Source organism: Mycobacterium montefiorense, assembly GCF_025823255.1.
GTDB classification, from domain to species: domain Bacteria; phylum Actinomycetota; class Actinomycetes; order Mycobacteriales; family Mycobacteriaceae; genus Mycobacterium; species Mycobacterium montefiorense.
The window spans coordinates 279,379-302,252 of the sequence record NZ_JACKVL010000013.1 but is presented as its reverse complement, the minus strand read 5'-3'; the positions used below and the strand labels follow the sequence as shown (position 1 = coordinate 302,252).

20 protein-coding genes, 2 tRNA genes and 1 pseudogene are annotated in these 22,874 nt (G+C 66.1%); 10 read left to right on the top strand and 13 right to left on the bottom strand.

The window, feature by feature from the left end; translation table 11 throughout:
* The 3 genes and pseudogenes from H7K34_RS14850 to H7K34_RS14840 all read left to right on the top strand — a co-directional run bounded on the left by H7K34_RS14850 (nucleotide 1) and on the right by H7K34_RS14840 (nucleotide 3,260).
* Nucleotides 1-1,218: a sulfotransferase family protein gene (locus tag H7K34_RS14850; protein ID WP_264062750.1), complete on the top strand. Its 1,218-nt coding sequence runs from the start codon at nucleotides 1-3 to the stop codon at nucleotides 1,216-1,218.
* Complete coding sequence (locus H7K34_RS14845) at nucleotides 1,211-2,458, top strand: hypothetical protein (RefSeq protein WP_264062749.1); 1,248 nt, start codon at nucleotides 1,211-1,213, stop codon at nucleotides 2,456-2,458. The genes H7K34_RS14850 and H7K34_RS14845 overlap by 8 nt, the downstream gene beginning before the upstream one ends.
* Nucleotides 2,458-3,260 (top strand): annotated as a pseudogene (locus H7K34_RS14840) (oxidoreductase). Before H7K34_RS14845 ends, H7K34_RS14840 begins: the two are co-directional and overlap by 1 nt.
* A gap of 8 nt (nucleotides 3,261-3,268) precedes the next feature.
* Here the strand turns inward: H7K34_RS14840 and H7K34_RS14835 are convergent.
* Together H7K34_RS14835 and H7K34_RS14830 are read right to left on the bottom strand one after the other, a co-directional pair.
* Nucleotides 3,269-3,952, bottom strand: coding sequence for a uracil-DNA glycosylase (locus H7K34_RS14835; RefSeq protein ID WP_264062748.1), 684 nt, complete (start codon nucleotides 3,950-3,952; stop codon nucleotides 3,269-3,271).
* A 9-nt stretch (nucleotides 3,953-3,961) separates the two neighbouring features.
* Nucleotides 3,962-4,930, bottom strand: coding sequence for a thiamine-phosphate kinase (locus tag H7K34_RS14830; protein ID WP_264062747.1), 969 nt, complete (start codon nucleotides 4,928-4,930; stop codon nucleotides 3,962-3,964).
* 153 nt (nucleotides 4,931-5,083) lie between these two features.
* Between H7K34_RS14830 and H7K34_RS14825 the strand changes: the two genes are divergently transcribed.
* Nucleotides 5,084-5,653, top strand: a complete 570-nt coding sequence (locus tag H7K34_RS14825; RefSeq protein ID WP_108920658.1) for a DUF3515 domain-containing protein — start codon at nucleotides 5,084-5,086, stop codon at nucleotides 5,651-5,653.
* Here the strand turns inward: H7K34_RS14825 and H7K34_RS14820 are convergent.
* Together H7K34_RS14820 and H7K34_RS14815 are read right to left on the bottom strand one after the other, a co-directional pair.
* On the bottom strand, nucleotides 5,650-6,792 hold the full coding sequence (locus tag H7K34_RS14820) for a D-alanine--D-alanine ligase family protein (protein WP_264062746.1): 1,143 nt from the start codon (nucleotides 6,790-6,792) through the stop codon (nucleotides 5,650-5,652). The genes H7K34_RS14825 and H7K34_RS14820 overlap by 4 nt on opposite strands.
* An 87-nt stretch (nucleotides 6,793-6,879) precedes the next feature.
* Nucleotides 6,880-7,911 (bottom strand): NAD(P)H-dependent glycerol-3-phosphate dehydrogenase, encoded by a 1,032-nt coding sequence (locus tag H7K34_RS14815; RefSeq protein WP_264062745.1) that lies wholly within the window; start codon nucleotides 7,909-7,911, stop codon nucleotides 6,880-6,882.
* 120 nt (nucleotides 7,912-8,031) lie between these two features.
* Here H7K34_RS14815 and cofC point away from each other — a divergent pair, with 120 nt between their 5' ends.
* The 3 genes from cofC to mutT1 all read left to right on the top strand — a co-directional run bounded on the left by cofC (nucleotide 8,032) and on the right by mutT1 (nucleotide 11,970).
* Nucleotides 8,032-8,682: a 2-phospho-L-lactate guanylyltransferase gene (cofC, locus tag H7K34_RS14810; protein ID WP_264062744.1), complete on the top strand. Its 651-nt coding sequence runs from the start codon at nucleotides 8,032-8,034 to the stop codon at nucleotides 8,680-8,682.
* Nucleotides 8,683-8,768: 86 nt separating this feature from the next.
* Nucleotides 8,769-10,952, top strand: coding sequence for an RNA degradosome polyphosphate kinase (locus tag H7K34_RS14805; RefSeq protein WP_264062743.1), 2,184 nt, complete (start codon nucleotides 8,769-8,771; stop codon nucleotides 10,950-10,952).
* Between the two features lie 70 nt (nucleotides 10,953-11,022).
* The gene (mutT1, locus tag H7K34_RS14800) at nucleotides 11,023-11,970 is read left to right on the top strand and encodes an 8-oxo-(d)GTP phosphatase MutT1 (protein ID WP_264062742.1); all 948 of its coding nucleotides are present in this window, start codon (nucleotides 11,023-11,025) and stop codon (nucleotides 11,968-11,970) included.
* 69 nt (nucleotides 11,971-12,039) lie between these two features.
* Here the strand turns inward: mutT1 and H7K34_RS14795 are convergent, their stop codons facing one another.
* The 3 genes from H7K34_RS14795 to leuC form a co-directional block, all read right to left on the bottom strand.
* Nucleotides 12,040-12,675: an HU family DNA-binding protein gene (locus H7K34_RS14795; RefSeq protein ID WP_108920664.1), complete on the bottom strand. Its 636-nt coding sequence runs from the start codon at nucleotides 12,673-12,675 to the stop codon at nucleotides 12,040-12,042.
* Between the two features lie 214 nt (nucleotides 12,676-12,889).
* A complete protein-coding gene (leuD, locus tag H7K34_RS14790; protein ID WP_264062740.1) occupies nucleotides 12,890-13,486 on the bottom strand; it encodes a 3-isopropylmalate dehydratase small subunit in 597 nt (198 codons plus the stop codon).
* 20 nt (nucleotides 13,487-13,506) lie between these two features.
* Nucleotides 13,507-14,946, bottom strand: a complete 1,440-nt coding sequence (leuC, locus tag H7K34_RS14785; RefSeq protein ID WP_264063560.1) for a 3-isopropylmalate dehydratase large subunit — start codon at nucleotides 14,944-14,946, stop codon at nucleotides 13,507-13,509.
* Nucleotides 14,947-15,033: 87 nt separating this feature from the next.
* Between leuC and H7K34_RS14780 the strand changes: the two genes are divergently transcribed.
* Together H7K34_RS14780 and H7K34_RS14775 are read left to right on the top strand one after the other, a co-directional pair.
* Complete coding sequence (locus tag H7K34_RS14780) at nucleotides 15,034-15,735, top strand: IclR family transcriptional regulator (protein WP_264062739.1); 702 nt, start codon at nucleotides 15,034-15,036, stop codon at nucleotides 15,733-15,735.
* A 110-nt stretch (nucleotides 15,736-15,845) separates the two neighbouring features.
* Nucleotides 15,846-16,358, top strand: coding sequence for a pyridoxamine 5'-phosphate oxidase family protein (locus H7K34_RS14775; RefSeq protein WP_108920667.1), 513 nt, complete (start codon nucleotides 15,846-15,848; stop codon nucleotides 16,356-16,358).
* Between the two features lie 7 nt (nucleotides 16,359-16,365).
* On the opposite strand, the gene H7K34_RS14770 is transcribed toward H7K34_RS14775, so the two are convergent.
* From H7K34_RS14770 to H7K34_RS14755, 4 genes are all read right to left on the bottom strand, one after another.
* Nucleotides 16,366-16,438: transfer RNA gene (locus tag H7K34_RS14770), tRNA-Glu, on the bottom strand.
* A 73-nt stretch (nucleotides 16,439-16,511) separates the two neighbouring features.
* Nucleotides 16,512-16,583: transfer RNA gene (locus H7K34_RS14765), tRNA-Gln, on the bottom strand.
* Between the two features lie 115 nt (nucleotides 16,584-16,698).
* Nucleotides 16,699-18,165 carry a glutamate--tRNA ligase gene (gltX, locus tag H7K34_RS14760; protein ID WP_264062738.1) on the bottom strand — a complete coding sequence of 489 codons (1,467 nt, stop codon included), beginning with the start codon at nucleotides 18,163-18,165 and terminating at the stop codon, nucleotides 16,699-16,701.
* Entirely contained in the window at nucleotides 18,162-18,962 is an 801-nt protein-coding gene (locus H7K34_RS14755; RefSeq protein ID WP_264062737.1) for a fumarylacetoacetate hydrolase family protein, read from the bottom strand. Before H7K34_RS14755 ends, gltX begins: the two co-directional genes overlap by 4 nt.
* Before the next feature lie 104 nt (nucleotides 18,963-19,066).
* Between H7K34_RS14755 and H7K34_RS14750 the strand changes: the two genes are divergently transcribed.
* Entirely contained in the window at nucleotides 19,067-20,371 is a 1,305-nt protein-coding gene (locus tag H7K34_RS14750) for an MFS transporter (protein ID WP_264062736.1), read from the top strand.
* Here H7K34_RS14750 and H7K34_RS14745 read toward each other — a convergent pair.
* Both H7K34_RS14745 and serA read right to left on the bottom strand, forming a co-directional pair.
* The gene (locus H7K34_RS14745) at nucleotides 20,271-21,281 is read right to left on the bottom strand and encodes a 3-isopropylmalate dehydrogenase (RefSeq protein ID WP_264062734.1); all 1,011 of its coding nucleotides are present in this window, start codon (nucleotides 21,279-21,281) and stop codon (nucleotides 20,271-20,273) included. The two genes, H7K34_RS14750 and H7K34_RS14745, sit on opposite strands and share 101 nt — an antisense overlap.
* Nucleotides 21,278-22,864: a phosphoglycerate dehydrogenase gene (gene serA / locus H7K34_RS14740; protein ID WP_264062733.1), complete on the bottom strand. Its 1,587-nt coding sequence runs from the start codon at nucleotides 22,862-22,864 to the stop codon at nucleotides 21,278-21,280. The genes H7K34_RS14745 and serA overlap by 4 nt, the downstream gene beginning before the upstream one ends.
* Between the last annotated feature and the right edge of the window lie 10 nt (nucleotides 22,865-22,874).

Here is a 22,874-nt window from a genome sequence, read left to right as displayed (position 1 = left end):
GTGGCAGCCTCGAGCGCGTTTGACTTAGCCGCTGTGCAGGCCGACGCGCAGCGCAAGGAGACCCTGACCGATTGGGGCCCCGGCGAATTCGAGGGTCCACTGCAGGTGTTGCTGGACGACTACGCGCGGGCCGACCTGAACGCCATCGGGGTGCACATCCTGCGCTCGGGCATCGTGCACAGCCTGCGCATGCGGCTTCGCACCCAGGAGTGGATCCGCCGCCACCCGGAGATCCTCGAGGAGCGGGTCGCCGCGCCGATCGTCGTCGTCGGGATGATGCGCAGCGGCACCACGCTGCTGCAACGACTGCTGGCCGCCGACCCGCGCTTCATCTGCGCCTACGGGTGGGAGGTCGTCGAGGTCGCGCCCAAGCTCGACTATCGGTTCAGCGATGCCGTCGATCGGCGCATCCCGATCAGCCGAGCGCGCGAAGCGAAAACCCGTGCGCTGGCGCCGGATCTGTTCGCCATCCACCCGATGTACGCAGCAGAAGCCGAGGAAGAAATCGTTTTCCTGGCTGACGCGTTTTTGTCCCATGTCCCCGAATCAGGAGCCCACCTTCCGCATTACCGGCCCTGGCTCGACGAGCAGGACTTCTCCCCCGCCTACGAACACCTGCACCGCATGTTGCAATTCGTTCAGTGGCAAAAGCGGCAACGTTGTTCGGGGGGCGGACTACAAGCACCGCGCTGGGTGCTGAAATCGCCTGCGCACCTGGGCTATCTGGACAAGCTGGCAGCACGGTTTCCCGGCCTGCACGTGGTGCACATGCATCGCGACCCGCGCACCACGATCGCCTCGGGCGCCAGTCTGAACGCCACGCTGCACGCGATGCACGCCGATACCGTCGACGTACACCGGGTCGGCGCGCAGTGGCTGGCGCGGATGGGCTGGACCAACGACCGGGCCATGTCGGCTCGCGACGGGTGGGCCCGCCAAACCGGTGGCGAGGCCACAGTGGTCACCGACATCGGATACGACGAGGCGGTGGCCGATCCGATCGGGCAGGTGGCCCACGTCTACGACGCCATTGGCCTGCCGCTGATAGATGCCGCCGAGGACGCGATGCGGCGCTGGCTGCACGAGCGTCCCCGCGAGGCGGTCCGCCCGCCCTACGGACTGGACAACTACGGTCTGCTTCCCGAACAGGTCGACGAGCGATTCGATTTGTACAACAAGCGCTTTGAACAGCACATCGGAGGAACAGCGCATGCCTGACGATCCAGTCTCGACCGCATCCCAGCGCGAACAAGAGCTGGCCGCCCTCGACCTGATCGAGCATCCGACCGTCAAAGCCGCCTACCGCAGCGTGGCGCAGACCTGGCTGGGCCGCGCCAAGGCATCCGATGCGATGCGCGAGCGGTTCGACGATTCATTCGCCGAGGTGATGTTCTCCGCGGCGGTGTGGTCGTCCAATCAGGACAAGCTGCGGCCCAAGGTCAGCTGTATCACCCGGCTCGCCCATCCGGTGGAAGGCCGAAACATTCCCGGATCACGTTGGGGCATTGACAATCCCGACAGCGTGTACCGGGTGATCCCGATCTCGGGAGACGAGCGCTACGAGATCCACGGCCGGGTCGGCGAGCACCGCATGACCGAGAACTACTTCACGCTGTGGGATGCGAACATGGGCACCGTCAACGTGCTCAACGGTCGCACCATGGTGGTCGACTCCGACGGCAGCTACACCATCACCGTCGACGCCGAGCCCGCCAACGGGCGACCCAATCACGTGCAGGCTTCTGCGGCGGCCCACGAGTTCTACATCCGTGACGTGCTGCTGGACTGGGGCCGCGACGACCCCAATCATATTGAGGTGCAACGGCTTGGCGGCCATCCCGAAACGCCCGCGCGCACCCTCGACGAGCAGGCCGAGGCCACCGCGGCGATGATGGATTACTTCGCCAACTTCACCGGTAAGCTCAGCCACGGCGTGTACAAGATGCCCGCCAACCACTTCAACCTGGCGTGGTCGGCCGACAAAGTCGGCGCGATGCGCAACCAGGTCTATGTGATGGGCCGCTTCGAGCTCGAGCCCGACGAAGCGTTCGTGGTCGACCTCAGCGACGGCGGCGCCGAATACTTCACCGTTCCGCTGAGCAATATCTGGGGCACCACACTCGATCTCGTCGACCGCACCGGCAGCCTCAACAAGGCGCAGTCGGTCGCCGGCGAGGACGGCACCTACACCTACGTGATCTCGCCCGTCGATCCCGGCGTGGCGAACTGGATCGACTCCGATGGCCTGCGGGAGGCCATCTTGACCCTGCGCATGGCGGAATTCGGCGAGACCGGTCCGCGTGCAGACCTTGGCGCGCGCGGCCGGGTGATCAAACTCGACCGGCTCGACGCCGAGGTGCCGCACCTGCCGCGGGTGAGCGCCCAGGAGCGCGCCGCACAACTGGCCGACCGGCGCAAAGCCTATCTGCGGCGGCTACCGGAAGGGACGATCTGTTGATGTCGCGCTGGCTGATCACCGGCTGTTCCACCGGCTTCGGCCGCGAAATCGCCCGCGTCGCCTTAGCAGCCGGCCACAGCGTGGTGGTGACCGCGCGGCGGGCCGAAGCGGTGACCGATCTCACCGACGAATTCGGGGAACGAGCCGTGGCCGTGGCCCTCGACGTGACCGATGCCGCCCAGATCGCGGCGGCGGTATCGACGTCCTGGTCAACAACGCCGGTCACGGTTACCTGTCGTCGGTGGAAGAGGGCGAGGACGCCGAGGTTCGAAAGTTATTCGACGTCAACTACTTCGGGTCCGTCGACATGATCAAGGCGGTGCTGCCCGCGATGCGGGCGCGCGGATCGGGGCACATCATCAACATCTCCTCGATGACCGGTCTGGTGGCAAACCCGCCCAACGCCTATTACTCGTCGACCAAGTTCGCGCTCGAAGCGGTGACCGAGGCACTGGCCACCGAGGTGCGACCCCTGGGCATCAAGGTGACCGCCATCGAGCCGGGAGCCTTTCGTACCGATTGGGCAACCCGGTCGATGAAGGAATCGGGCAGCCCGATTGCCGCCTACGCCGACGTGGCAGCACGCAAGGACCTGATCAAGCAATTCGCCGATCACCTGCCGGGCGACCCACGCAAGGTGGCCGAGGCGGTGCTGATGGTGACCACGCTCGAAGACCCACCGCTGCGGCTACTGCTGGGCCGCGACGTGCTGAAGGCCATGCGCGACAAGATCACAGCGATGTCGGCCTCGATCGAGGAGTGGAAGGCCGTCACCAAGGACGTGAACTTCCCGGAGTCGTGAGCGCCGGCCTACGGCAGCTGCCAGTCGATCGGGTCGGCTCCCATCCCGGCGAGTAGTTCGTTGGCGCGGCTGAACGGGCGCGAGCCGAAGAATCCCCGCGACGCAGACAGCGGCGAGGGGTGCGGCGACTCGATCGCCACGCAGTTGCCCTCCGCCAGCACCGGTTTGAGCGTCGACGCGTCGCGACCCCACAGGATCGCCACCATCGGCCGCGACCGCCCCACCAGCGCGCGGATGGCACACTCGGTGATCGCTTCCCAGCCCTTGCCGCGATGCGATGCCGGGTTGCTCGGACGAACCGTCAGGACCCTGTTCAACAGCAGCACGCCGCGTTGCGCCCAGGGCGTCAGATCGCCGCACGACGGTTGCGGGTGCCCCAGGTCGGCGGAGTATTCGTCGAAGATATTGGACAGACTGCGCGGCAGCGGACGCACCTCGGGAGCCACCGAGAAGCTCAGGCCCACCGCATGCCCCGGTGTCGGGTAGGGGTCTTGCCCGACGATCAGCACCCGCACCTGGTCGAACGGAAAAATGAAGGCGCGCAACACATTCTGTCCGGCCGGTAGGTATTTGCGGCCCGCCGCGATCTCGGCTCGCAGGAACTCCCCCATCTGGGTCACCTGTTCGGCCACCGGCTCCAGCGCAGCCGCCCAGCCCTGCTCGACGAGTTCACCCAACGGACGTGCGGTCACCGCGCAACCCTAACCCTCGAACGACTGCCAGCCCGCGTACCCCTGCCAGTCGGCGCCGTCGACGAGCACCCGGGCCGGCCCTTCGAGCACTTGACCTATGACGCGCCACCCGGATGGCACCGGGCCAGCGAAACAGGCCACCAGCGCGTGGTCTTCACCACCTCCCAGCACCCACGCCCACGGATCGGCCCCGACCGCCGCCGCGGCCGCGCCCAGCGCGTCGCGATCGGGAGCCAGCGCCGCGGTGGACAGGTCGATACCGACACCGGACGCCTCGGCGACGTGCCGCAGGTCGGCGACCAGACCGTCGGAGATGTCGATCATCGCCTGAGCACCCGCCCCCGCGGCCACCGCACCCTGACCGTAGGGCGGCTCGGGCACCAGATGGCGGGCGCGCAGTTCGTCGAACCCGCCAATCCCCTTGTCCCACAGCGAGTATCCGGCAGCAGAGCGGCCCAGCTCGCCGGCGACGGCAAGCACTGCGCCGGCTTTCGCGCCGGAACGCAACACCGGCGCCCTACCGCCCAAGTCGCCCAGCACCGCCACCGACAACACCCATAGCGGGGAGCTGACCAGGTCGCCGCCGACGATGCCGGCGCCGAGTCGCGCTGCCTCATACCACATTCCGTCGACCAAAGCGTCCGCGTCCGCCGTCGGCGTATCGGCTGGTGCGCCGAAGCCGACCACGAATGCGGTGGCCTGTGCGCCCATCGCCTCGATGTCCGCGGCGTTCTGCGCAATCGCCTTGCGGCCGACGTCGCGGGGCGCGGACCAGTCCAACCGGAAATGCCGGCCGGCCACCAGCATGTCGGTCGACACCACGGTGCGGCCGTCGTCGAACGACACCACCGCCGCGTCGTCGCCGGGCCCCAGCAGCACGGCATCGGGCTGCGCGCGCCCGCGAACCAGCCGGTCGATGACGGCGAATTCACCGAGCTGCCCTAAGGTGGGCGACTCCCCGGCTACTTCTTCGCGCATGTCACCTCCTCGGGCGCTCGGCGACCTAAGGCCCTCGTACCATGGTCCGACCTGCGGTAAGTTTGGTCCCTGCCCGCGCAAGCGGACGGCGCCAGTGTATGAGATGGGAGGTGCCCGGGTGGTCGATGCTGTTGCGTCGATGTCCGGGCGGTGATGGCAAGTTCGGACACAGACGACCCAGGCGGACCGCCACGGGCCCTGCTGATCGCCGCGGTTGCGGTGGCGGTCGTCGCGATCGGAATCGTCCTTGTCATCGCGGCAACCCGTCAAGCACCGCCGCAGCCGGTCGCCCTTCCCTCGGTGCCGGCGCCCCAGGCCGACAGTTCCGCATGCCACGCACTGTCGGCGGCGCTGCCGCAGCGGCTCGGGGACTACCAGCGCGCGGCGCTGGCGCAGCCCGCGCCGCAGGGTGCGACCGCCTGGCGCGCCGGAACCGGCAGCGAGCCGGTGGTATTGCGCTGCGGGCTGGACCGCCCGACCGGCTTCGTGGTGGGCTCCGCGATCCAGATCGTCGACCGGGTGCAGTGGTTCGAAGTGGCCGCCGAACAGCAATCCGCCGGTGACGCAGGCAGATCCACCTGGTACACGGTCGATCGGCCGGTGTATCTCGCACTGACCCTGCCGTCGGGATCAGGGCCGACACCGATCCAGCAGCTGTCCGAGGTCATCGATCGCATCATTACCGCGGTGCCGATCGATCCCGCTCGGCCCGGCGAGCGTTAGCGCAGACCCGTACCCCGGGCCAAAGCCGTCTCGACCATGGTCGACAGCAGAGTCTGATAGTCGACGCCGCTGGCCGCCCACATCCTCGGGTACATCGAGATCGTGGTGAACCCCGGCATCGTGTTGACCTCGTTGATCACCGGTCCGTCGTCGGTGAGGAAGAAGTCGACCCGGGCCAGGCCCTGGCAGTCAATGGCTTTGAACGCCCGGATCGCCAATTGACGCACGACATCGGCGATGTCGTCGTCGACCTTGGCGGGCACATCCAATTCGGCTGCGTCGTCAAGGTATTTGGTCGCGAAGTCATAGAAGCTGTCCTCGCGGCCGCGCACGCCGGCCACCCGGATCTCCCCTACCGTGCTGGCTTCTATTGCGCCGTCTGGCATTTCGAGGACGCCGCATTCCAGCTCGCGACCGTTGATCGCAGCCTCGACGATCACCTTCGGATCGTGCCGGCGAGCTTCGGCCACCGCGGCCGCCAGCTCGTCGGTGCGTGCCACCCGGGTGACACCGATCGACGAACCGCCGCGTGCGGGCTTGACGAACACCGGCAACCCCAGCCGCTCCTGTTCCTGGCGGAGCAGCGTCTGCTGCGATGGGCGCAGCACCGCGTACGCGCCGACCGGAAGACCCTCGGCGACAAGCAGCTTCTTGGTGAATTCCTTCTCCATCCCGACGGCGCTGGACAGCACACCGGCTCCGACGTACGGCACCCCAGCGAGTTCGAGCAGACCCTGGATCGTGCCGTCCTCGCCGTAGGGGCCGTGCAGCACCGGGAACACCACGTCCACCGAGCCGAGGACTTCACCGGCGCCGGGCGGTAGTGACACCAACTGGCCACCGCGCTGCGGATCCGCCGGCAGCGCCAGCTCGGTGCCCGACTCGGTGGTCACCTCGGGCAACTGCCGGTTGGAGATCGCCAGCGCGTCCGGGTCGCCGTCGGTCAGCACCCACGACCCTGCCGGGGTGATCCCGATCGCGACCACATCGAATCGCTGCGGGTCGAGGTTGCGCAGGATGCTGCCCGCGGACACACACGAAATGGCGTGCTCGTTGCTGCGCCCACCGAAGATGACGGCTACCCGCACCCGGCTACCCCGTAACCCGGGTGCCCGGCTCGTCCCGTCGCTGGCGTTCACAACCTGGAGAGGCTACCGCCTGGGCCGCCAACGGGTCGGGTGGCCGGTCCTTGACTGGGTTTTTGCTGGCCGCCGGCCTCGACGGCCTCACTCCGGCTTGGTGGTGCGGCCCAGCAGCAGCGCCATCGCCTCGTCGACCGAAAGTCCCTTGTGACAGACCCGGTGCACCGCGTCGGTCAGCGGCATCTCGACGTCGTAGCTGGACGCCAGCGCGAGCACGGATTCGCTGGAGGTCACGCCCTCGACAACGTGCCCTTCCTTTCCTTCCAGCGCTAACTGCATCGTCGCGCCCCGCCCCAGGCGCTCACCCATTGAGCGGTTGCGCGAATGCGGCGACGTGCAGGTGGCCACCAGGTCACCCACACCCGCCAGGCCGGCCAGCGTCGCGCCCTTGGCGCCCAGCGCGATGCCCAGCCGCATGATCTCGGCCAGGCCGCGGGTGATGATCGCCGCGGCGGTGTTTTCGCCCAGGCCGACGCCGGCCGCCATCCCGCACGCGAGTGCGATGACGTTCTTGCAAGCCCCGCCGATTTCGGTGCCGACCACGTCGCTGTTGGTATACGGGCGGAAGTATCCGGTGTTCAGCATGCGCTGCAAGGCGACCGCCCGGCCGGAGTCACTGCACGCGACGACGGTGGCGGTGGGTTGACATTCGGCGATTTCACTGGCCAGGTTCGGCCCGGAAATCACCGCGACCTGCGACGGGTCGACGCCGGTCACCGAAACGATGACCTGGCTCATCCGCATCAGGGTGCCCAACTCGATACCTTTGGCCAGGCTGACCAGCGTCGCACCGTCAGCGATCAGCGGAGCCCATTGCTCGAGGTTGCTCCGCAGGTTCTGCGCCGGCACGCCCAGCAACACCGTCGTCGCGCCGCGCAGCGCGTCGGCCGCATCGGCGGTGGCCCGGATGCCCGGCGGCAGCGCGGTTCCGGGCAGGTAGGCGGGGTTGTATCGGGTGGCGTTGATCTGCTCGGCGACATCGGATCGCCGGGCCCACAGGGCGATCTCGGCATCCGGCGCGGCGGCTCCTTCGGAGGCCTCGGCGAGCACCTTGGCCAGCGCGGTTCCCCATGCTCCGGCGCCCATTACCGCGACGGCGCCCGATGTGCTGGCCATTTCTCATCCCGATCTGTCATCAACGCGGCATCTGCAGCCGATACACCCTAGAACAGGATGAGCGACCGTCACCATGATGCTCGCGACCGGGGCGAAACGCCGCGCTGGCAGGATTGAGCCATGAGCGGCACACGGGGTGATGGTGCCGGCGATATCGCGTTGATCATCGCCGTCAAGCGGCTGGCCGCCGCCAAGACCAGGCTGGCTCCGGTGTTCTCGGCGCGGACCCGGGAGACCGTGGTGCTGGCGATGTTGGTGGATACCGTGACAGCCGCGGCGGGGGTCGGATCGGTGGGCTCGATCACCGTCATCACACCCGACGAGGCCGCGGCGGCCACGGCGGTGGGGCTCGGAGCGCAGGTGCTCGCCGACCCGACACCCGAAGACCATGAAGATCCCCTGAATCACGCCATCGCCGCCGCCGAGAGCTCGGTCGCCCAATCCTTCTCCAATGTTATTGCGCTGCAAGGTGATTTGCCTGCCTTGCAGACACAAGAGCTGGCAGACGCGATCGCGGCCGCACGCCAGCATCGACGCTCCTTCGTTGCCGACCGGCTGGCAACCGGGACCGCGGCACTATGCGCATTCGGTGCCACATTGGATCCACACTTCGGTTCGGATTCGGCCGCGCGGCACCGTCGTTCGGGCGCGATCGAGCTGACGGGCGCGTGGCCCGGCTTGCGCTGCGATGTCGACACTCCCGCCGACCTGGTGGCCGCCCGCCGTCTCGGTGTCGGACCGGCAACCGCCCGCGCGATCGCGCAGCACTGAGAATTGGCGCCTGGCAAACTTGTCTAGCGGATGAACGGCTCGCCAACGACATGTGGATCTCTACCGAGCGCTAGCAGCACCAGCGGGTGATGAGCAATGATTCCATCGTGACCGATATCGAAGCGCAAGCACGTCTCGACGAAACCGCGTGGCAATCCACAGAGAGCTCGGTGGGAGCACCGCCGGCCACCACCCCCGCCGCGATCGACGATGCGCTGCCCGAGGACCGGTACCTCAACCGGGAACTGAGCTGGCTGGACTTCAACGCCCGCGTGCTGGCCTTGGCCGCCGACACCTCTCTGCCGTTGCTGGAGCGAGCCAAGTTCCTGGCGATCTTCGCGTCCAACCTCGACGAGTTCTACATGGTCCGGGTGGCCGGCCTCAAGCGCCGCGACGAGATGGGACTGTCGGTCCGCTCGGCCGACGGCCTGACACCGCGTGAGCAACTGGCCCGCATCGGCGAGCAGACACAGCGGATCGCCACCCGGCACGCCCGGGAGTTCCTCGACTCGGTGCGACCGGCGCTCGCGCAAGAAGGCATCTATATCGTCGCGTGGGCCGATCTGGATCAGTCCGAGCGCGACCAATTGCAGACCTATTTCAACGAGCAGGTCTTCCCGGTCCTGACCCCGCTCGCCGTCGACCCGGCGCACCCGTTCCCGTTCGTGAGCGGCCTGAGCCTGAACCTGGCTGTCACGGTCAAGGACGACGGCGGTCAGCACTTCGCCCGAGTCAAGGTGCCCGACAACGTCAATCGCTTCGTCGAGCTGCAGGGCCGCGGCGACGGGGACGAGGGCCAAGCCGTCATCCGCTACCTGCCAACCGAAGAGCTGATCGCGGCGTTCCTTCCGATGCTGTTCCCGGGCATGGAGATCGTCGAGCACCACGCGTTCCGCATTACCCGCAACGCCGACTACGAGGTCGAAGAGGACCGCGACGAGGACCTGCTGCAGGCCCTGGAGCGGGAATTGGCGCGCCGGCGGTTCGGTTCGCCGGTGCGGCTCGAGGTCGCCGACGACATGACCGAGAGCATGTTGGAGCTGCTGCTGCGCGAACTCGACGTGAATCCCGGTGACGTCATTGAAGTCCCCGGACTTCTCGACCTCTCCAGGCTGTGGCAGATCTACGGAGTGGATCGGCCCGCACTGAAAGACCGCACCTGGATTCCGGCCACCAGTCCCACCTTCGCCGACCGGGAGACACCCAAGAGCATCTTCGCGACGCTGCGCGAAGGCGATGTGCTGCTTCACCATCCGTACGAGTCGTTCTCCACGAGCGTGCAACGATTCATCGAGCAGGCCGCCGCCGACCCCAACGTGCTGGCGATCAAGCAGACGCTCTACCGCACCTCCGGTGACTCGCCGATCGTTCGGGCACTGATCCAAGCCGCCGAGGCCGGAAAACAAGTCGTGGCAATGGTGGAGATCAAGGCTCGCTTCGACGAGCAGGCCAACATCCGCTGGGCACGCACCCTTGAGCAATCGGGCGTCCACGTGGTCTACGGGTACGTCGGACTCAAGACGCACTGCAAGACCTGCCTGGTGGTGCGCCGCGAAGGTTCAACCATCCGGCGCTACTGCCACATCGGGACCGGCAATTACAACGGGAAGACCGCGCGACTGTACGAGGATGTCGGTCTGCTCACGGCCTCCCCGGAGATCGGGGCCGACCTGACGGACTTGTTCAATTCGCTGACCGGCTACTCGCGCAAGGTCTCCTACCGCAACCTGTTGGTTGCTCCACACAGCATTCGCACCGGCATCGTCGAGCGTGTCGAGCGTGAGATTGCCGCCCACCGCGAACGTGGCGGCGGCCGGATCCGGATGAAGATGAACGCTCTGGTCGACGAGCAGGTGATCGACGCGCTGTATCGCGCGTCGCGGGCCGGCGTGCGGGTCGAGGTGGTGGTACGGGGTATCTGCGCGCTGCGCCCGGGCACCGAAGGTTTCTCGGAGAACATTTCGGTCCGGTCCATCCTCGGCCGGTTCCTGGAGCACTCGCGGATCATGCATTTCAGTTGCATCAACGAGTTCTGGATCGGCAGCGCCGACATGATGCACCGCAACCTCGACCGGCGGGTCGAGGCGCTGGTTCAGGTCAGGGATTCGAAGTTGACCGCATATCTGAACGACTTGTTCGAGTCCGCGCTGGATCCGTCCACCCGGTGCTGGGAGCTCGAGTCGGACGGGCAGTGGATCGCGTCGCCGCGCGAAGGTCATTCTGTGCGCGACCACCAGGAGTCATTGATGGAGCGGCACCGCAGCGCCTGACGCGGTGTGGTAGTTTTCCAGGCCACCCCAGGCCGGCGTGGCGCTGGCCGAATTGACCTGCAGGAGTGAGGTGTCGGACCAGAACTCGTCAGGCGGTCGGCGCTCCGGGAAGCGCATCGTCTACGCCGCAGGCGCGGTGCTGTGGCGGCAAGCCTGCGCCGATTCGGCCAACCCCGAGCTCGAGATCGCCGTCATCCATCGTCCCCGCTACGACGACTGGTCACTGCCCAAAGGCAAAGTGGACCCCGGCGAAACAGCACCGGTGGCTGCCGTGCGCGAAGTGCTCGAGGAGACCGGACAACACTGTGTGCTCGGCAGGCGCCTGAACAAGGTGAGCTATCCGATCGACCAGGGCGTCAAAAAGGTGTACTACTGGGCGGCCCGCAGTACCGGTGGCGAATTCGAACCGGGCAAAGAGGTCGACGAGTTGATCTGGTTGCCCGTCGCCGACGCGATGAAGAAACTCGACTACGCCCAAGACCGAAACGTGTTGCAGCGCTTTACTAAACAACCAGCTGATACCCGAACGGTATTGGTGGTCCGGCACGGCACCGCCGGCCGGAAGTCACGCTTTGCGGGAGACGACACCAAGCGGCCATTGGACAAAAGAGGGCGCGCACAGGCCGAGGCGTTGGTCGCACAGCTGATGGCGTTCGGCGCCACCGACGTGTTCGCCGCCGACCGGGTGCGTTGCCACCAGACGGTCGAACCGCTCGCCGAGGAGCTGGGTGTGCCGATCGAGAACGAGCCCACCCTCACCGAGGAGTCATACGCCAAGAGCCCCAAACGCGGCCGGCACCGGATGCTGCGCATCGCCGAGCACAAGGGCACACCGGTGATCTGCTCGCAGGGCAAGGTGATTCCGGATCTGATCGAATGGTGGTGCGAGCGCGACGGGGTGGACCCCGACAAATCCCGCAACCACAAAGGCAGCACCTGGGTGCTGTCGCTGTCCGACGGCCGACTGGTGGGAGCCGATCACATCGGCGGCGCGCTGGCCGCCAACGTCCGGGCCTGACACACGAAATACCCTCCGGGGGCAGACTTGCCGCCCGAAGGGTATTCGCGTCTGAACTCGGTTACTGCCTTACTTGCGGCCGCGCTTGACTGCGGCCTTCTTGGCCGGAGCCTTCTTCACAGCCTTCTTGGCAGGAGCCTTGGTTGCGGCTTTGCGCACTGGGGCCTTCTTAGCGGGCGCCTTCTTGGCCGGAGCCCTCTTCACAACCTTCTTGGCAGGAGCCTTGGTTGCGGCCTTGCGCACTGGCGCCTTCTTAGCGGGCGCCTTCTTCACTGCGGCCTTCTTGGCCGGCGCCTTCTTGGCGGGCGCCTTTTTGGCGGGCGCCTTCTTGGCGGCAGCCTTTTTGGCGGGCGCCTTCTTCGCAACCTTCTTGGCTGCGCCTGCTACAACTCCACGTTTCACGGCCGGTCCTTCCGACGGGAGGCGCTGTGCGCCAGCGACAACCGCTTTGAATTGAGCACCCGGACGAAACGCGGGGACGGACGTCGGCTTTACCTTCACCGTCTCACCGGTACGCGGGTTACGGGCCACACGCGCTGCGCGGCGCCGTTGTTCGAACACACCGAACCCAGTGATGGTTACGCTGTCGCCCTTGTGCACCGCACGCACAATGGTGTCGACAACATTCTCGACGGCGGCGGTCGCCTGCCGACGGTCCGAGCCCAATTTCTGTGTGAGCACATCTATGAGCTCTGCTTTGTTCATCCAAACCCTCCGAAGCCAGTGGTTCCTTTTTTGGGAACCGACTAGCGAACACGGTAAACCCTTACCTAGCAAATTTCCAAGCGCCACGCGCAATTTCACGGCCACGCGACAAGAATTTCCGCAATCTGCTTGCCGCCCTTGGCTAGTGACGCGGGCGAAAAATAAGCCTTGCTATCTAAGAGGATCCGGGCAAAATGTCATCCCGATCGACCGATCAAGGGGCGGGCAGAGTGCGCGGTTTCCAGTCCGGACGAGCCGTCTCGAAAGATTCAATCTCGTCGAGTTTCCGCAGCGTAAGGGCTATATCGTCAAGACCTTCGAGCAGTCGCCATGCGGTGTGGTCGTCAATCGTGAACGGCAGCACCGTCGTTCCCGCGGTGATATTTCGATCTTGAAGATTGGCAGTGATTTCCAGTCCCGGACTCTGCTCGATGAGCTTCCAAAGCAGTTCCACTCCGTCCTGGCTGACTTCGGCGGCCAGCAGCCCCGCCTTGCCCGCGTTGCCCCGAAAAATGTCACCGAATCGAGACGAGATGACGACCCGGAACCCGTAGTCCATCAGTGACCACACCGCATGCTCACGCGACGAACCGATCCCGAAGTCGGGTCCGGCGACCAAGACCGAGCCTCGGTCAAATGGACTGAGATTGAGCACGAATGACGGATCTGAGCGCCACGTCGCGAACAAGCCGTCCTCGAACCCGGTTCGGGTGACGCGCTTCAAATACACCGCAGGAATGATCTGATCGGTATCGACATTGGAGCGCCGCAGCGGCACGCCAATCCCGGTGTGAGTGTGAAAGGCTTCCATCTTCGTCCTCGATTTCGTTTTCAGTTCAAGTCGGCCGGAGCGGACAATGTGCCGCGGACCGCGGTTGCCGCGGCGACGGCCGGTGATACCAAATGTGTACGGCCGCCTTTGCCCTGCCGCCCTTCGAAGTTGCGGTTGGACGTCGCAGCACAGCGCTCACCTGGCGCAAGCTGATCGGGGTTCATGCCCAGGCACATCGAGCAGCCGGCCTGCCGCCATTCGGCACCGGCGGCGGTGAATACCTCACCGAGGCCTTCGGCTTCGGCCTGCGCACGCACCCGCATCGAGCCCGGAACGACCAGCATTCGCACACCCTGAGCTACCTTGCGACGGCGCAAGATGTCGGCCACCACCCGCAGATCCTCGATACGACCGTTGGTACAAGACCCGACGAACACCGCGTCGACGGCGATCTCGCGCATCGGCATACCCGGCCGAAGGTCCATATAGGCCAAGGCTTTCTCCGCGGCCTGTCGTTCGCCGTCGTCGGTCATCATATCGGGATCGGGCACCGTCGCACCCAATGCCACTCCCTGGCCGGGATTGGTCCCCCAGGTGACGAACGGGGTCAACGCCTGGGCATCGAGATAGACCTCGGTGTCGAAAACTGCGCCGTCGTCAGTGCGCAGCTGTTGCCAATACCGCAGCGCGGCATCCCACTGCGCGCCGGTCGGCGCGTGCGAACGGCCACGCAGGAATTCATAGGTGGTCTCGTCTGGGGCCACCATTCCGGCCCGGGCACCGGCCTCGATACTCATGTTGCAGACCGTCATCCGGCCTTCCATCGACAGCGATTCGATCGCGCTGCCCCGATATTCGATGACGTGGCCCTGTCCGCCTCCCGTGCCGATCTTTGCGATCAGCGCGAGGATTATGTCCTTGGCCGAGACTCCGGGCGCCAATTGGCCGTCGACATTGACCGCCATTGTTTTGAAGGGCCGCAACGGCAATGTCTGGGTGGCCAGCACATGCTCGACCTCCGAGGTTCCGATTCCCATTGCCAGCGCACCGAATGCCCCGTGGGTGGACGTGTGACTGTCCCCACAGACGATTGTCATTCCCGGTTGGGTCAGCCCCAATTGCGGTCCGACGACATGCACGATGCCCTGTTCGATATCGCCCATCGGATGTAGCCGGACACCGAATTCGGCGCAGTTATGCCGCAATGTCTCGACCTGAGTGCGCGATACCGGGTCAGCGATCGGCTTGTCGATGTCGACGGTGGGCACGTTGTGGTCCTCGGTGGCCAGCGTCAGATCCGTCCGGCGCACCGGGCGGCCGGCCAGCCGCAAACCGTCGAACGCCTGCGGGCTGGTGACCTCGTGCACCAAATGCAGGTCGATGTAAATCAAGTCGGGCGCGCCGGCCCCCTCGCCCGACGAGCCGGACACCACAACGTGGTCGTCCCAGACCTTTTCGGCCAGGGTGCGCGGCTTTGCACCAGGTATTTCGGTTGCCATCGTGAAACTCGCCTCGATTCGCCTCATTCGCGGCTCGCTGATCAATCTGGGCTGTGATCTCAGAATGCGAGACGCTAGTATCTCTCTATGAGACAGCATAGCGGCATCGGCGTCCTGGATAAAGCCGTGGATGTGCTGCACACGATCGCGGAATCCTCCTGCGGGTTGGCCGAACTGTGCGAACGGACCGGCTTGCCGCGGGCCACCACGTACCGGCTGGCGGCCGCGCTTGAAGTACATCGCCTGCTCGCGCGCGACGACGAAGGACGTTGGCAGCTGGGGCCCGCGATGACCGAACTCGCCGCGCACGTCAACGACCCATTGCTGGCGGCCGGAGCAGCCGTGCTCCCCCAGTTGCGCGAGACCACCGGCGAAAGCGTGCAGCTGTACCGCCGCGAGGGCACGTCGCGGGTGTGTGTGGCCGCCCTGGAACCGTCTGCGGGCCTTCGCGATACGGTCCCGATCGGCGCAAGGTTGCCGATGACGGCGGGCTCGGGGGCCAAAGTTCTGCTCGCCCACAGCGATGCCGCCACGCAAAACGCCGTGCTCCCGACCGCGAAGTTCACCGACCGGACGCTGGCCGAAGTACGTCGGCGCGGTTGGGCGCAAAGCGTTGCCGAGCGCGAGCCGGGGGTGGCGAGTGTGTCCGCGCCGGTGCGCGACGGCCGTGGTGTGGTCGTTGCCGCCATCTCTGTGTCGGGACCCATTGACCGGATCGGTCGGCGTCCGGGAGCGCGCTGGGCCGCCGACCTGTTGTCGGCGGCCGACGCAATGGCTCGGCGTCTGTAATTCGAGTCGAGTGTGCGTCCGGGGCGACGGAATCCCGGATCTCTCGCCGTCGACGCAAACTCGACGCCACCAGTGCACACTCGCCGCAGACCGCCTGACAAACTGACGCGATGGGAACCAATCAGCGCGCGAGCATCGTCATGTCCGATGATGAGATCGCCGATTTCGTCGTCAAGAGCCGCACCGGAACAATGGCCACCATTGGGCGCGACGGCCAACCGCACCTGACCGCCATGTGGTACGCCGTCGTCGATGGCGAAATCTGGATAGAGACCAAAGCCAAGTCTCAGAAAGCCGTCAATCTGACCCGCGATCCGCGAGTGACTTTTTTGATCGAGGACGGCGACACCTATGACACGTTGCGCGGGGTGTCCTTTGAGGGCGTTGCCGAGATCGTCGACGATCCCGAGGTCTCGCACCGCGTCGGGGTCAGCGTGTGGGAGCGCTACACCGGTCCCTACACCGACGACATGTTGCCCTTCGTCGAGCAGATGATGAATAAGCGGGTGTGCGTGCGCATCGTCGCCCGGCGCTCGCGCTCGTGGGATCACCGCAAACTTGGGATGCCGCCGATGCCGGTGGGTGGATCCACCGCACCGGCCGTGCAGGGGACCGGCCAGTAAATATTTGTAGCCCCGATGGGATTCGAACCCACGCTACCGCCGTGAGAGGGCGGCGTCCTAGGCCGCTAGACGACGGGGCCAGAACCGATCCGAGCTGCCAGCATAGCTCACCCGACGGGGGCCGCCTAATCGCTTGCAGCTTGACGGATTTTGCTGGGGTACCAGGACTCGAACCTAGAATGGCTGAACCAGAATCAGCTGTGTTGCCAATTACACCATACCCCATTGGCTACCTAAAACCGCTGCTCAGAGCGGGTTTCGCCGGCTGTTACCAACCTCGAAGACCGCCGCTGCCAGCCGTCGTCGGCCTTTGCAAACCGCTGTGCAGATTACCAAAGATTTAGACCGCCCCGTCGCGCGCAGCCCGCAACCGCCCCACACTGCGGTCGCGGCCGAGCAGCTCGAGAGACTCGAACAGCGGCGGGCTGATTGTCGTCCCGGTCGCGGCCACCCGGATCGGCCCAAAGGCTTTGCGTGGTTTGAGCGCCAGACCGTCGATCAGTGCGGCTTTGAGCGCCTCCTCGATCTGGGCCACGGTCCAGTCCGTCACGCCGTCCAGCGCCGTCAGGGCGGCGTCCAGCACCCCCGCCCCGTCGGGACCGAGCTCCTTGGCGGCGGCCTTGGGATCGATCACGTATTCGTCATCGTTGAGGAACTTCAGCAGCTCCCAGGCATCGCCGAGCACCACGATGCGGGTCTGCACCAGCTCGGCGGCGATGGCGAAAGCCGCGTCCTGAACCCCCAAGCGATAACCATGCACGTTGAAGTAGTCGCGCAGCCGATCGGTGAAATCGTGCACGTCGAGCATCCGGATGTGTTCGGCGTTGAGAGCGTCGGCCTTCTTCTGATCGAATCGGGCCGGATTGGAGTTGACGTCGACCACGTCGAACGCGGCCACCATTTCGTCGAGACTGAATAGATCGTGATCGTCGGCGATCGCCCAGCCCAGCAACGCAAGGTAATTCAGCAGCCCCTCGGGGATGAAGCCCCGGTCGCGGTGGGCGAACAAATTGGACTGCGGGTCTCGCTTGGACAGCTTCTTGGTGCCCTCCCCCAATACCGTTGGCAGGTGAGCGAATTCCGGAATACGCTCGGCCACCTCGATCCGGATCAACGCCTGGTACAACGCCAGCTGACGTGGCGTCGAGGGCAGCAGGTCCTCGCCGCGCAGCACGTGGGTGATCTTCATCAGCGCGTCGTCGCACGGGTTGACCAAGGTATACAAGGGATCTCCGCTGGCGCGGGTCAGCGCGAAATCGGGCACCGAGCCCGCCGCGAAGGTAGTCCTCCCGCGCACCAGGTCATCCCAGGCGAGCTCTTCGTCGGGCATCCGCAACCGCACTACCGGCTTACGGCCCTGCGCCAGGAACGCCGCGCGCTGCTCCTCGGTCAGCTCGCGGTCGTAGTTGTCGTAGCCCAATTTGGGATTGCGGCCGGCGGCGACGTGGCGGGCCTCCACCTCCTCCGGCGTCGAAAACGCGTAGTAGGCCTCACCCGCGGCGAGCAGCTTGTCCACCACCTCTCGGTAGATCTCGCTACGCTGCGACTGCCGGTACGGGCCGTGGGGTCCGCCGATCTCGGGCCCCTCGTCCCAATCCAGCCCGAGCCAGCGCAACGCGTCGAGTAGGGCCAGATAGCTTTCCTCGCTGTCGCGCTCGGCGTCGGTGTCCTCGATGCGAAAGACGAAGGTGCCGCCGGTGTGCCGCGCGTAAGCCCAGTTGAACAGGGCGGTGCGAACCATCCCGACGTGCGGGGTGCCGGTGGGCGATGGGCAGAAGCGGACCCGAACGGCACCTGGTGCGGTCACGACTTTCCTTTGCGGACCACGGGATTGGACAGGGTGCCAATGCCCTCGATCGAGATGGAGACGGTGTCGCCATCCTCGATGGGGCCCACACCGGCCGGCGTCCCGGTGAGGATCAGGTCGCCCGGCAGCAACGTCATCACCGCCGAGATCCATTCCACGATGGCGGCTACGTCGTGGATCATCAGCGAGGTGCGGCTGTCTTGTTTGACTTGACCGTTGACCTCGGTGCGCAATGCGATGTCGGCCGGGTCGGTATCGGTGACGACCCACGGTCCGACCGGGCAGAAGGTGTCGTGCCCCTTGGCGCGAGTCCACTGGCCGTCGGCCTTTTGTTGATCGCGCGCCGACACGTCGTTGGCGATGGTGTATCCCAGGATGTTATCGGCGGCCTGGGCGGCGGAGACGTCCTTGCAGGGGCGGCCGATCACCGCCGCCAGCTCACCCTCGAAATGCACGGGTGATGCGTTGGCGGGCAACCGAATCGGCACGTTCGGGCCGATAATGGCGGTGTTGGGTTTGAGGAAGATGATGGGATCCGCTGCGACCGGCCCCGTTCCGAAGCTTGCCATCTCGGCGATGTGGTCGCTGTAGTTCTTGCCGATGCAGACCACCTTGCCGGCCAGCATCGGGGCCAACAGCCGGACGTCGGCGACCGGCCACGAGCGACCGGTGAAGGTCGGCGTGCCGAACGGGTGCTCGGCGATCTCACGGGCAATCATCGCGTTCGGGTCCTGCAGGGGTCCCTCAATGCTGACAAAGGAGACACCGTCCGGGCTGGCGATTCGACCAAGGCGCATTTCGTCGAGCCTAGTGAAGGTCGCGAGCCCGGCGGCAGCCGGGCGCTGGCAGCCTGTCCAGCGAGCTACCGACAATTCGCGCAGGCGTGTGCAAGCATGAGCGAATGCCCACGGACCCGGAGGTTACGGGCCAACTGAGCACCGGCGCACGCTGGTCGGTCTTGGCCGTTTCCCTGGTGGCCACGGCCGGTTCGTTCCTTTTCATCAACGGCATTGCGTTCCTGATCCCCTCATTGCAAGCCGCACGCGGGATCCCGCTCGACGAAGCCGCCCTGTTGTCGTCGATGCCCAGCTGGGGCATGGTCGTAACCCTGGTCCTCTGGGGCTATCTGCTCGATCGCGTCGGCGAGCGAGTCGTGCTGACGCTGGGCTCGGCGCTCACCGCGGCGGCGGCATACGGGGCGGCCTCGGTGCATTCCATGTTGTCGGTCGGCGTGTATCTGTTTCTGGGAGGCATGGCCGCCGCGGGTTGCAACGCCGCCGGCGGCCGGCTGGTTTCGGCCTGGTTTCCACCGCACCAGCGCGGCCTGACCATGGGTATCCGCCAGACCGCGCAACCCCTCGGAATCGCGTTGGGCGCCTTGGTAATTCCCGAGATTGCGGAGCATGGGCCGACCGCGGGGCTGCTGTTCCCGGCGGTGGTCTGCACGTTGGGGGCGGCGGCAAGCGCGGTGGGGATCGTTGACCCGCCGCGGAAATCCCGGGAGAAGGCGAGCGATCAAGAACTGGCCAGTCCTTACCGAAGCTCGCTGGCGCTGTGGCGAATTCACACGACATCGGGCCTGATGATGATGCCGCAGACTGTAACCGTGACATTCATGCTGGTGTGGCTGATCAAGAATCTGCACTGGTCGGTGGCGGCAGCGGGCAGTCTGGTCACCCTCTCCCAATTGCTCGGCGCGCTCGGGCGCGTCGCAGTCGGCCGCTGGTCCGACCGAATCGGCTCGCGCATGCGGCCTGTTCGCATCATCGCGGCCTGCGCCGCTGCGTCCCTCTTCTTACTCGCGTGGGCCGACCATCTTGACTCGCAGTATCAGGCGCCGCTGATGGCTGCTATCTCGGTGATCGCGGTACTGGACAACGGACTTCAGGCCACGGCCATCACCGAGGTCGCCGGACCGTATTGGAGCGGACGCGCACTGGGCATCCAGAACACCGCTCAGCGAGTGATGGCGGCCGCCGGACCGCCGTTGTTCGGTGCGTTGATCACCGCCGCGAAATATCCGCCGGCGTGGGCATTGTGCGGGCTGTTCCCGCTGGCGGCGATCCCGTTCGTGCCGGCCAAGCTGCTGCCACCGGGTCTGGAAGCTACAGCCCGGCTGCAATCCGTTCGCCGACTTCGGTGGTGGAAAGCCGTTCGTCCCCGCGAGAGGCCAGATACGCCTCGACAGCCCGGTCCACCCGGGTAGCCGCCTCGGACTCACCCAGATGGGCGAGCAGCATCCCCACCGAAATGATGGCCGCGGTCGGATCGGCGATGCCCTTGCCGGCGATGTCGGGTGCGCTGCCGTGCACCGGCTCGAACATCGACGGATTGGTCCGGGTAGCGTCGATATTTCCACTGGCGGCCAAGCCAATTCCGCCGGACACCGCCGCGGCCAGGTCAGTGATGATGTCGCCGAACAGATTGTCGGTGACGATCACGTCGAATCGTCCGGGGTCGTTGACCAGGAAGATGGTGGCGGCGTCGACGTGTTGATAGGCCACCTCGACGTCGGGATATTGCGCACCGACCTCGGCGAAGACTCGCGACCACAGTTTCCCGGCGAACGTCAGCACGTTGTTCTTGTGCACCAGGGTCAGGTGCTTGCGACGCTGCCGGGCTCGCTCAAACGCGTCGGCCACCACTCGCCGCACCCCGAACGCGGTATTGACGCTGACCTCGGTGGCCACCTCGTGGACAGTTCCCACCCGGATCGCGCCACCGTTGCCGGTGTAGGGACCTTCGGTCCCCTCCCGCACCACCACGAAATCGATGTCGGGATTTCCGGCGAGCGGACTGCTCACCCCTTTGTACAGTCGGGCCGGCCGCAAATTGACGTGATGGTCGAGCTCAAAGCGCAGGCGCAACAACAGACCTCGCTCCAGCACGCCGCTGGGCACCGAGGGATCACCGATCGCCCCGAGCAGGATCGCGTCGTGCTCCCGCAGCTCGGCGACCACCGCCTCCGGCAGCAATTCACCGGTGGCGTGGAAACGCCGCGCGCCCAGATCGTATTCGGTCTTCTGCACGCCCGGGGAGACCGCATCCAGGATTCTGACTGCCTCGGTGACTACTTCGGGCCCGATCCCGTCACCGCCGATGATCGCCAATTTCATGACAGGTCAACCACTTCGAGCTTGTTGGAGCCGACCGCAAGCGAGATCGCCGTCCGCACATCGTCCGGTACGTCTTGGTCGAGGCGCAGCAGAATCGTCGCGCTCGGACCCTCGGCGTCCTCGGAGAGCTGTGCGGCTTGGATATTCACCCCGGCCGCGCCCAGCAGGGTGCCGATTTTGCCCAGCGCACCGGGCTGGTCAATGTAGTTGACCACCAGATTCCTGCCCTGGGCGCGCAGGTCGAAGTTGCGGCCGTTGATCTGAACGATCTTCTCGACCAACTGCGGACCCGACAGCGTGCCGGCGACGTTGACGCTCGAGCCGTCGTGCGCGACTGCCCGCACGTCCAGCAGGCTGCGGTGATTGGGACTCTCGGTGGCCGTGCTGATTTCGGCGGTCACGCCGCGTTCGGCAGCCAGCGCCGGCGCGTTCACGAAAGTGACCGGGTCCTCGATGATCGCCGAGAACAGCCCGCGCAGAGCCGAAAGCTTGAGCACCTCAACGTCTTCTGCTGCCAGCTCGCCGCGCACCTGTACCGACAACGACGCGGGCAGACCATCGGACAGAGCAGCGGCCAGCACGCCGAGTTTGCGCGCCAGGTCCAGCCACGGCGCCACCTCCTCGTTGACGACGCCGCCGCCGACGTTGACCGCATCCGGCACGAACTCCCCTGCCAGCGCCAGCCGTACGCTCTCGGCGACGTCGGTGCCGGCGCGATCCTGCGCCTCGGCAGTGGACGCCCCCAGGTGCGGCGTCACCACTACTTGCGGCAGCTCGAAGAGCGGGCTGTCGGTGCACGGCTCGGTCGAGAACACGTCGAGCCCAGCGCCACGCACATGGCCGCTGCTGATCGCTTCGGCCAGCGCCGCCTCGTCCACCAGGCCGCCGCGGGCGGCATTGACGATGATGACGCCGGGCTTGGTCTTGGCCAGCGCCTCCTTGTCGATCAGGCCGGCAGTCTCGGACGTCTTCGGCAGATGCACCGAGATGAAGTCGGCGCGGGTCAGCAGTTCCTCGAGGGGCAGCAATTCGATGCCGAGCTGCGCGGCGCGCGCCGGTGAGACATAGGGGTCATACGCGATGATGTGGGTTCCGAATGCCGCGATTCGCGCCGCGACGAGTTGGCCGATTCGGCCCAGCCCCACGATGCCGACGGTCTTGTCGAAAAGCTCGGTGCCCGAGAACGACGACCGCTTCCAGGTGTGTTCGCGCAGCGTGGCGTCGGCCGCCGCAATCTGGCGCGACGCGGCCAGCATCAGCGCGATCGCATGCTCGGCAGCGCTGTGGATGTTCGACGTCGGGGCGTTGACCACCAGGACACCACGTTCGGTGGCGGCGTCCACATCGACGTTGTCCAGCCCGACCCCGGCGCGCGCGACGATCTTGAGCTTGGGAGCCGCCGCCAGTACCTCCGCATCGACGGTGGTAGCCGAACGCACCAGCAGCGCGTCGGCCTCGGGCACCGCTGCCAGCAGCTTCTCCCGGTCCGGACCATCTACCCAGCGCACCTCGACCTGGTCACCGAGGGCGGCAACAGTTGATTGAGCGAGTTTGTCGGCGATTAACACAACAGGCAAGTTCACCCGACCAGGT

What these genes read in the sequence shown, in the direction of transcription:
- H7K34_RS14845 (WP_264062749.1), top strand. Translation starts at nt 1,211, where the DNA reads ATGCCTGACGATCCAGTCTCGACCGCATCCCAGCGCGAACAAGAGCTG.
- H7K34_RS14830 (WP_264062747.1), bottom strand. Translation starts at nt 4,930, where the DNA reads ATGCGCGAAGAAGTAGCCGGGGAGTCGCCCACCTTAGGGCAGCTCGGT.
- H7K34_RS14825 (WP_108920658.1), top strand. Translation starts at nt 5,084, where the DNA reads ATGGCAAGTTCGGACACAGACGACCCAGGCGGACCGCCACGGGCCCTG.
- H7K34_RS14815 (WP_264062745.1), bottom strand. Translation starts at nt 7,911, where the DNA reads ATGGCCAGCACATCGGGCGCCGTCGCGGTAATGGGCGCCGGAGCATGG.
- cofC (WP_264062744.1), top strand. Translation starts at nt 8,032, where the DNA reads ATGAGCGGCACACGGGGTGATGGTGCCGGCGATATCGCGTTGATCATC.
- H7K34_RS14795 (WP_108920664.1), bottom strand. Translation starts at nt 12,675, where the DNA reads ATGAACAAAGCAGAGCTCATAGATGTGCTCACACAGAAATTGGGCTCG.
- leuD (WP_264062740.1), bottom strand. Translation starts at nt 13,486, where the DNA reads ATGGAAGCCTTTCACACTCACACCGGGATTGGCGTGCCGCTGCGGCGC.
- leuC (WP_264063560.1), bottom strand. Translation starts at nt 14,946, where the DNA reads ATGGCAACCGAAATACCTGGTGCAAAGCCGCGCACCCTGGCCGAAAAG.
- H7K34_RS14780 (WP_264062739.1), top strand. Translation starts at nt 15,034, where the DNA reads ATGAGACAGCATAGCGGCATCGGCGTCCTGGATAAAGCCGTGGATGTG.
- H7K34_RS14775 (WP_108920667.1), top strand. Translation starts at nt 15,846, where the DNA reads ATGGGAACCAATCAGCGCGCGAGCATCGTCATGTCCGATGATGAGATC.
- H7K34_RS14755 (WP_264062737.1), bottom strand. Translation starts at nt 18,962, where the DNA reads ATGCGCCTTGGTCGAATCGCCAGCCCGGACGGTGTCTCCTTTGTCAGC.
- H7K34_RS14750 (WP_264062736.1), top strand. Translation starts at nt 19,067, where the DNA reads ATGCCCACGGACCCGGAGGTTACGGGCCAACTGAGCACCGGCGCACGC.
- H7K34_RS14745 (WP_264062734.1), bottom strand. Translation starts at nt 21,281, where the DNA reads ATGAAATTGGCGATCATCGGCGGTGACGGGATCGGGCCCGAAGTAGTC.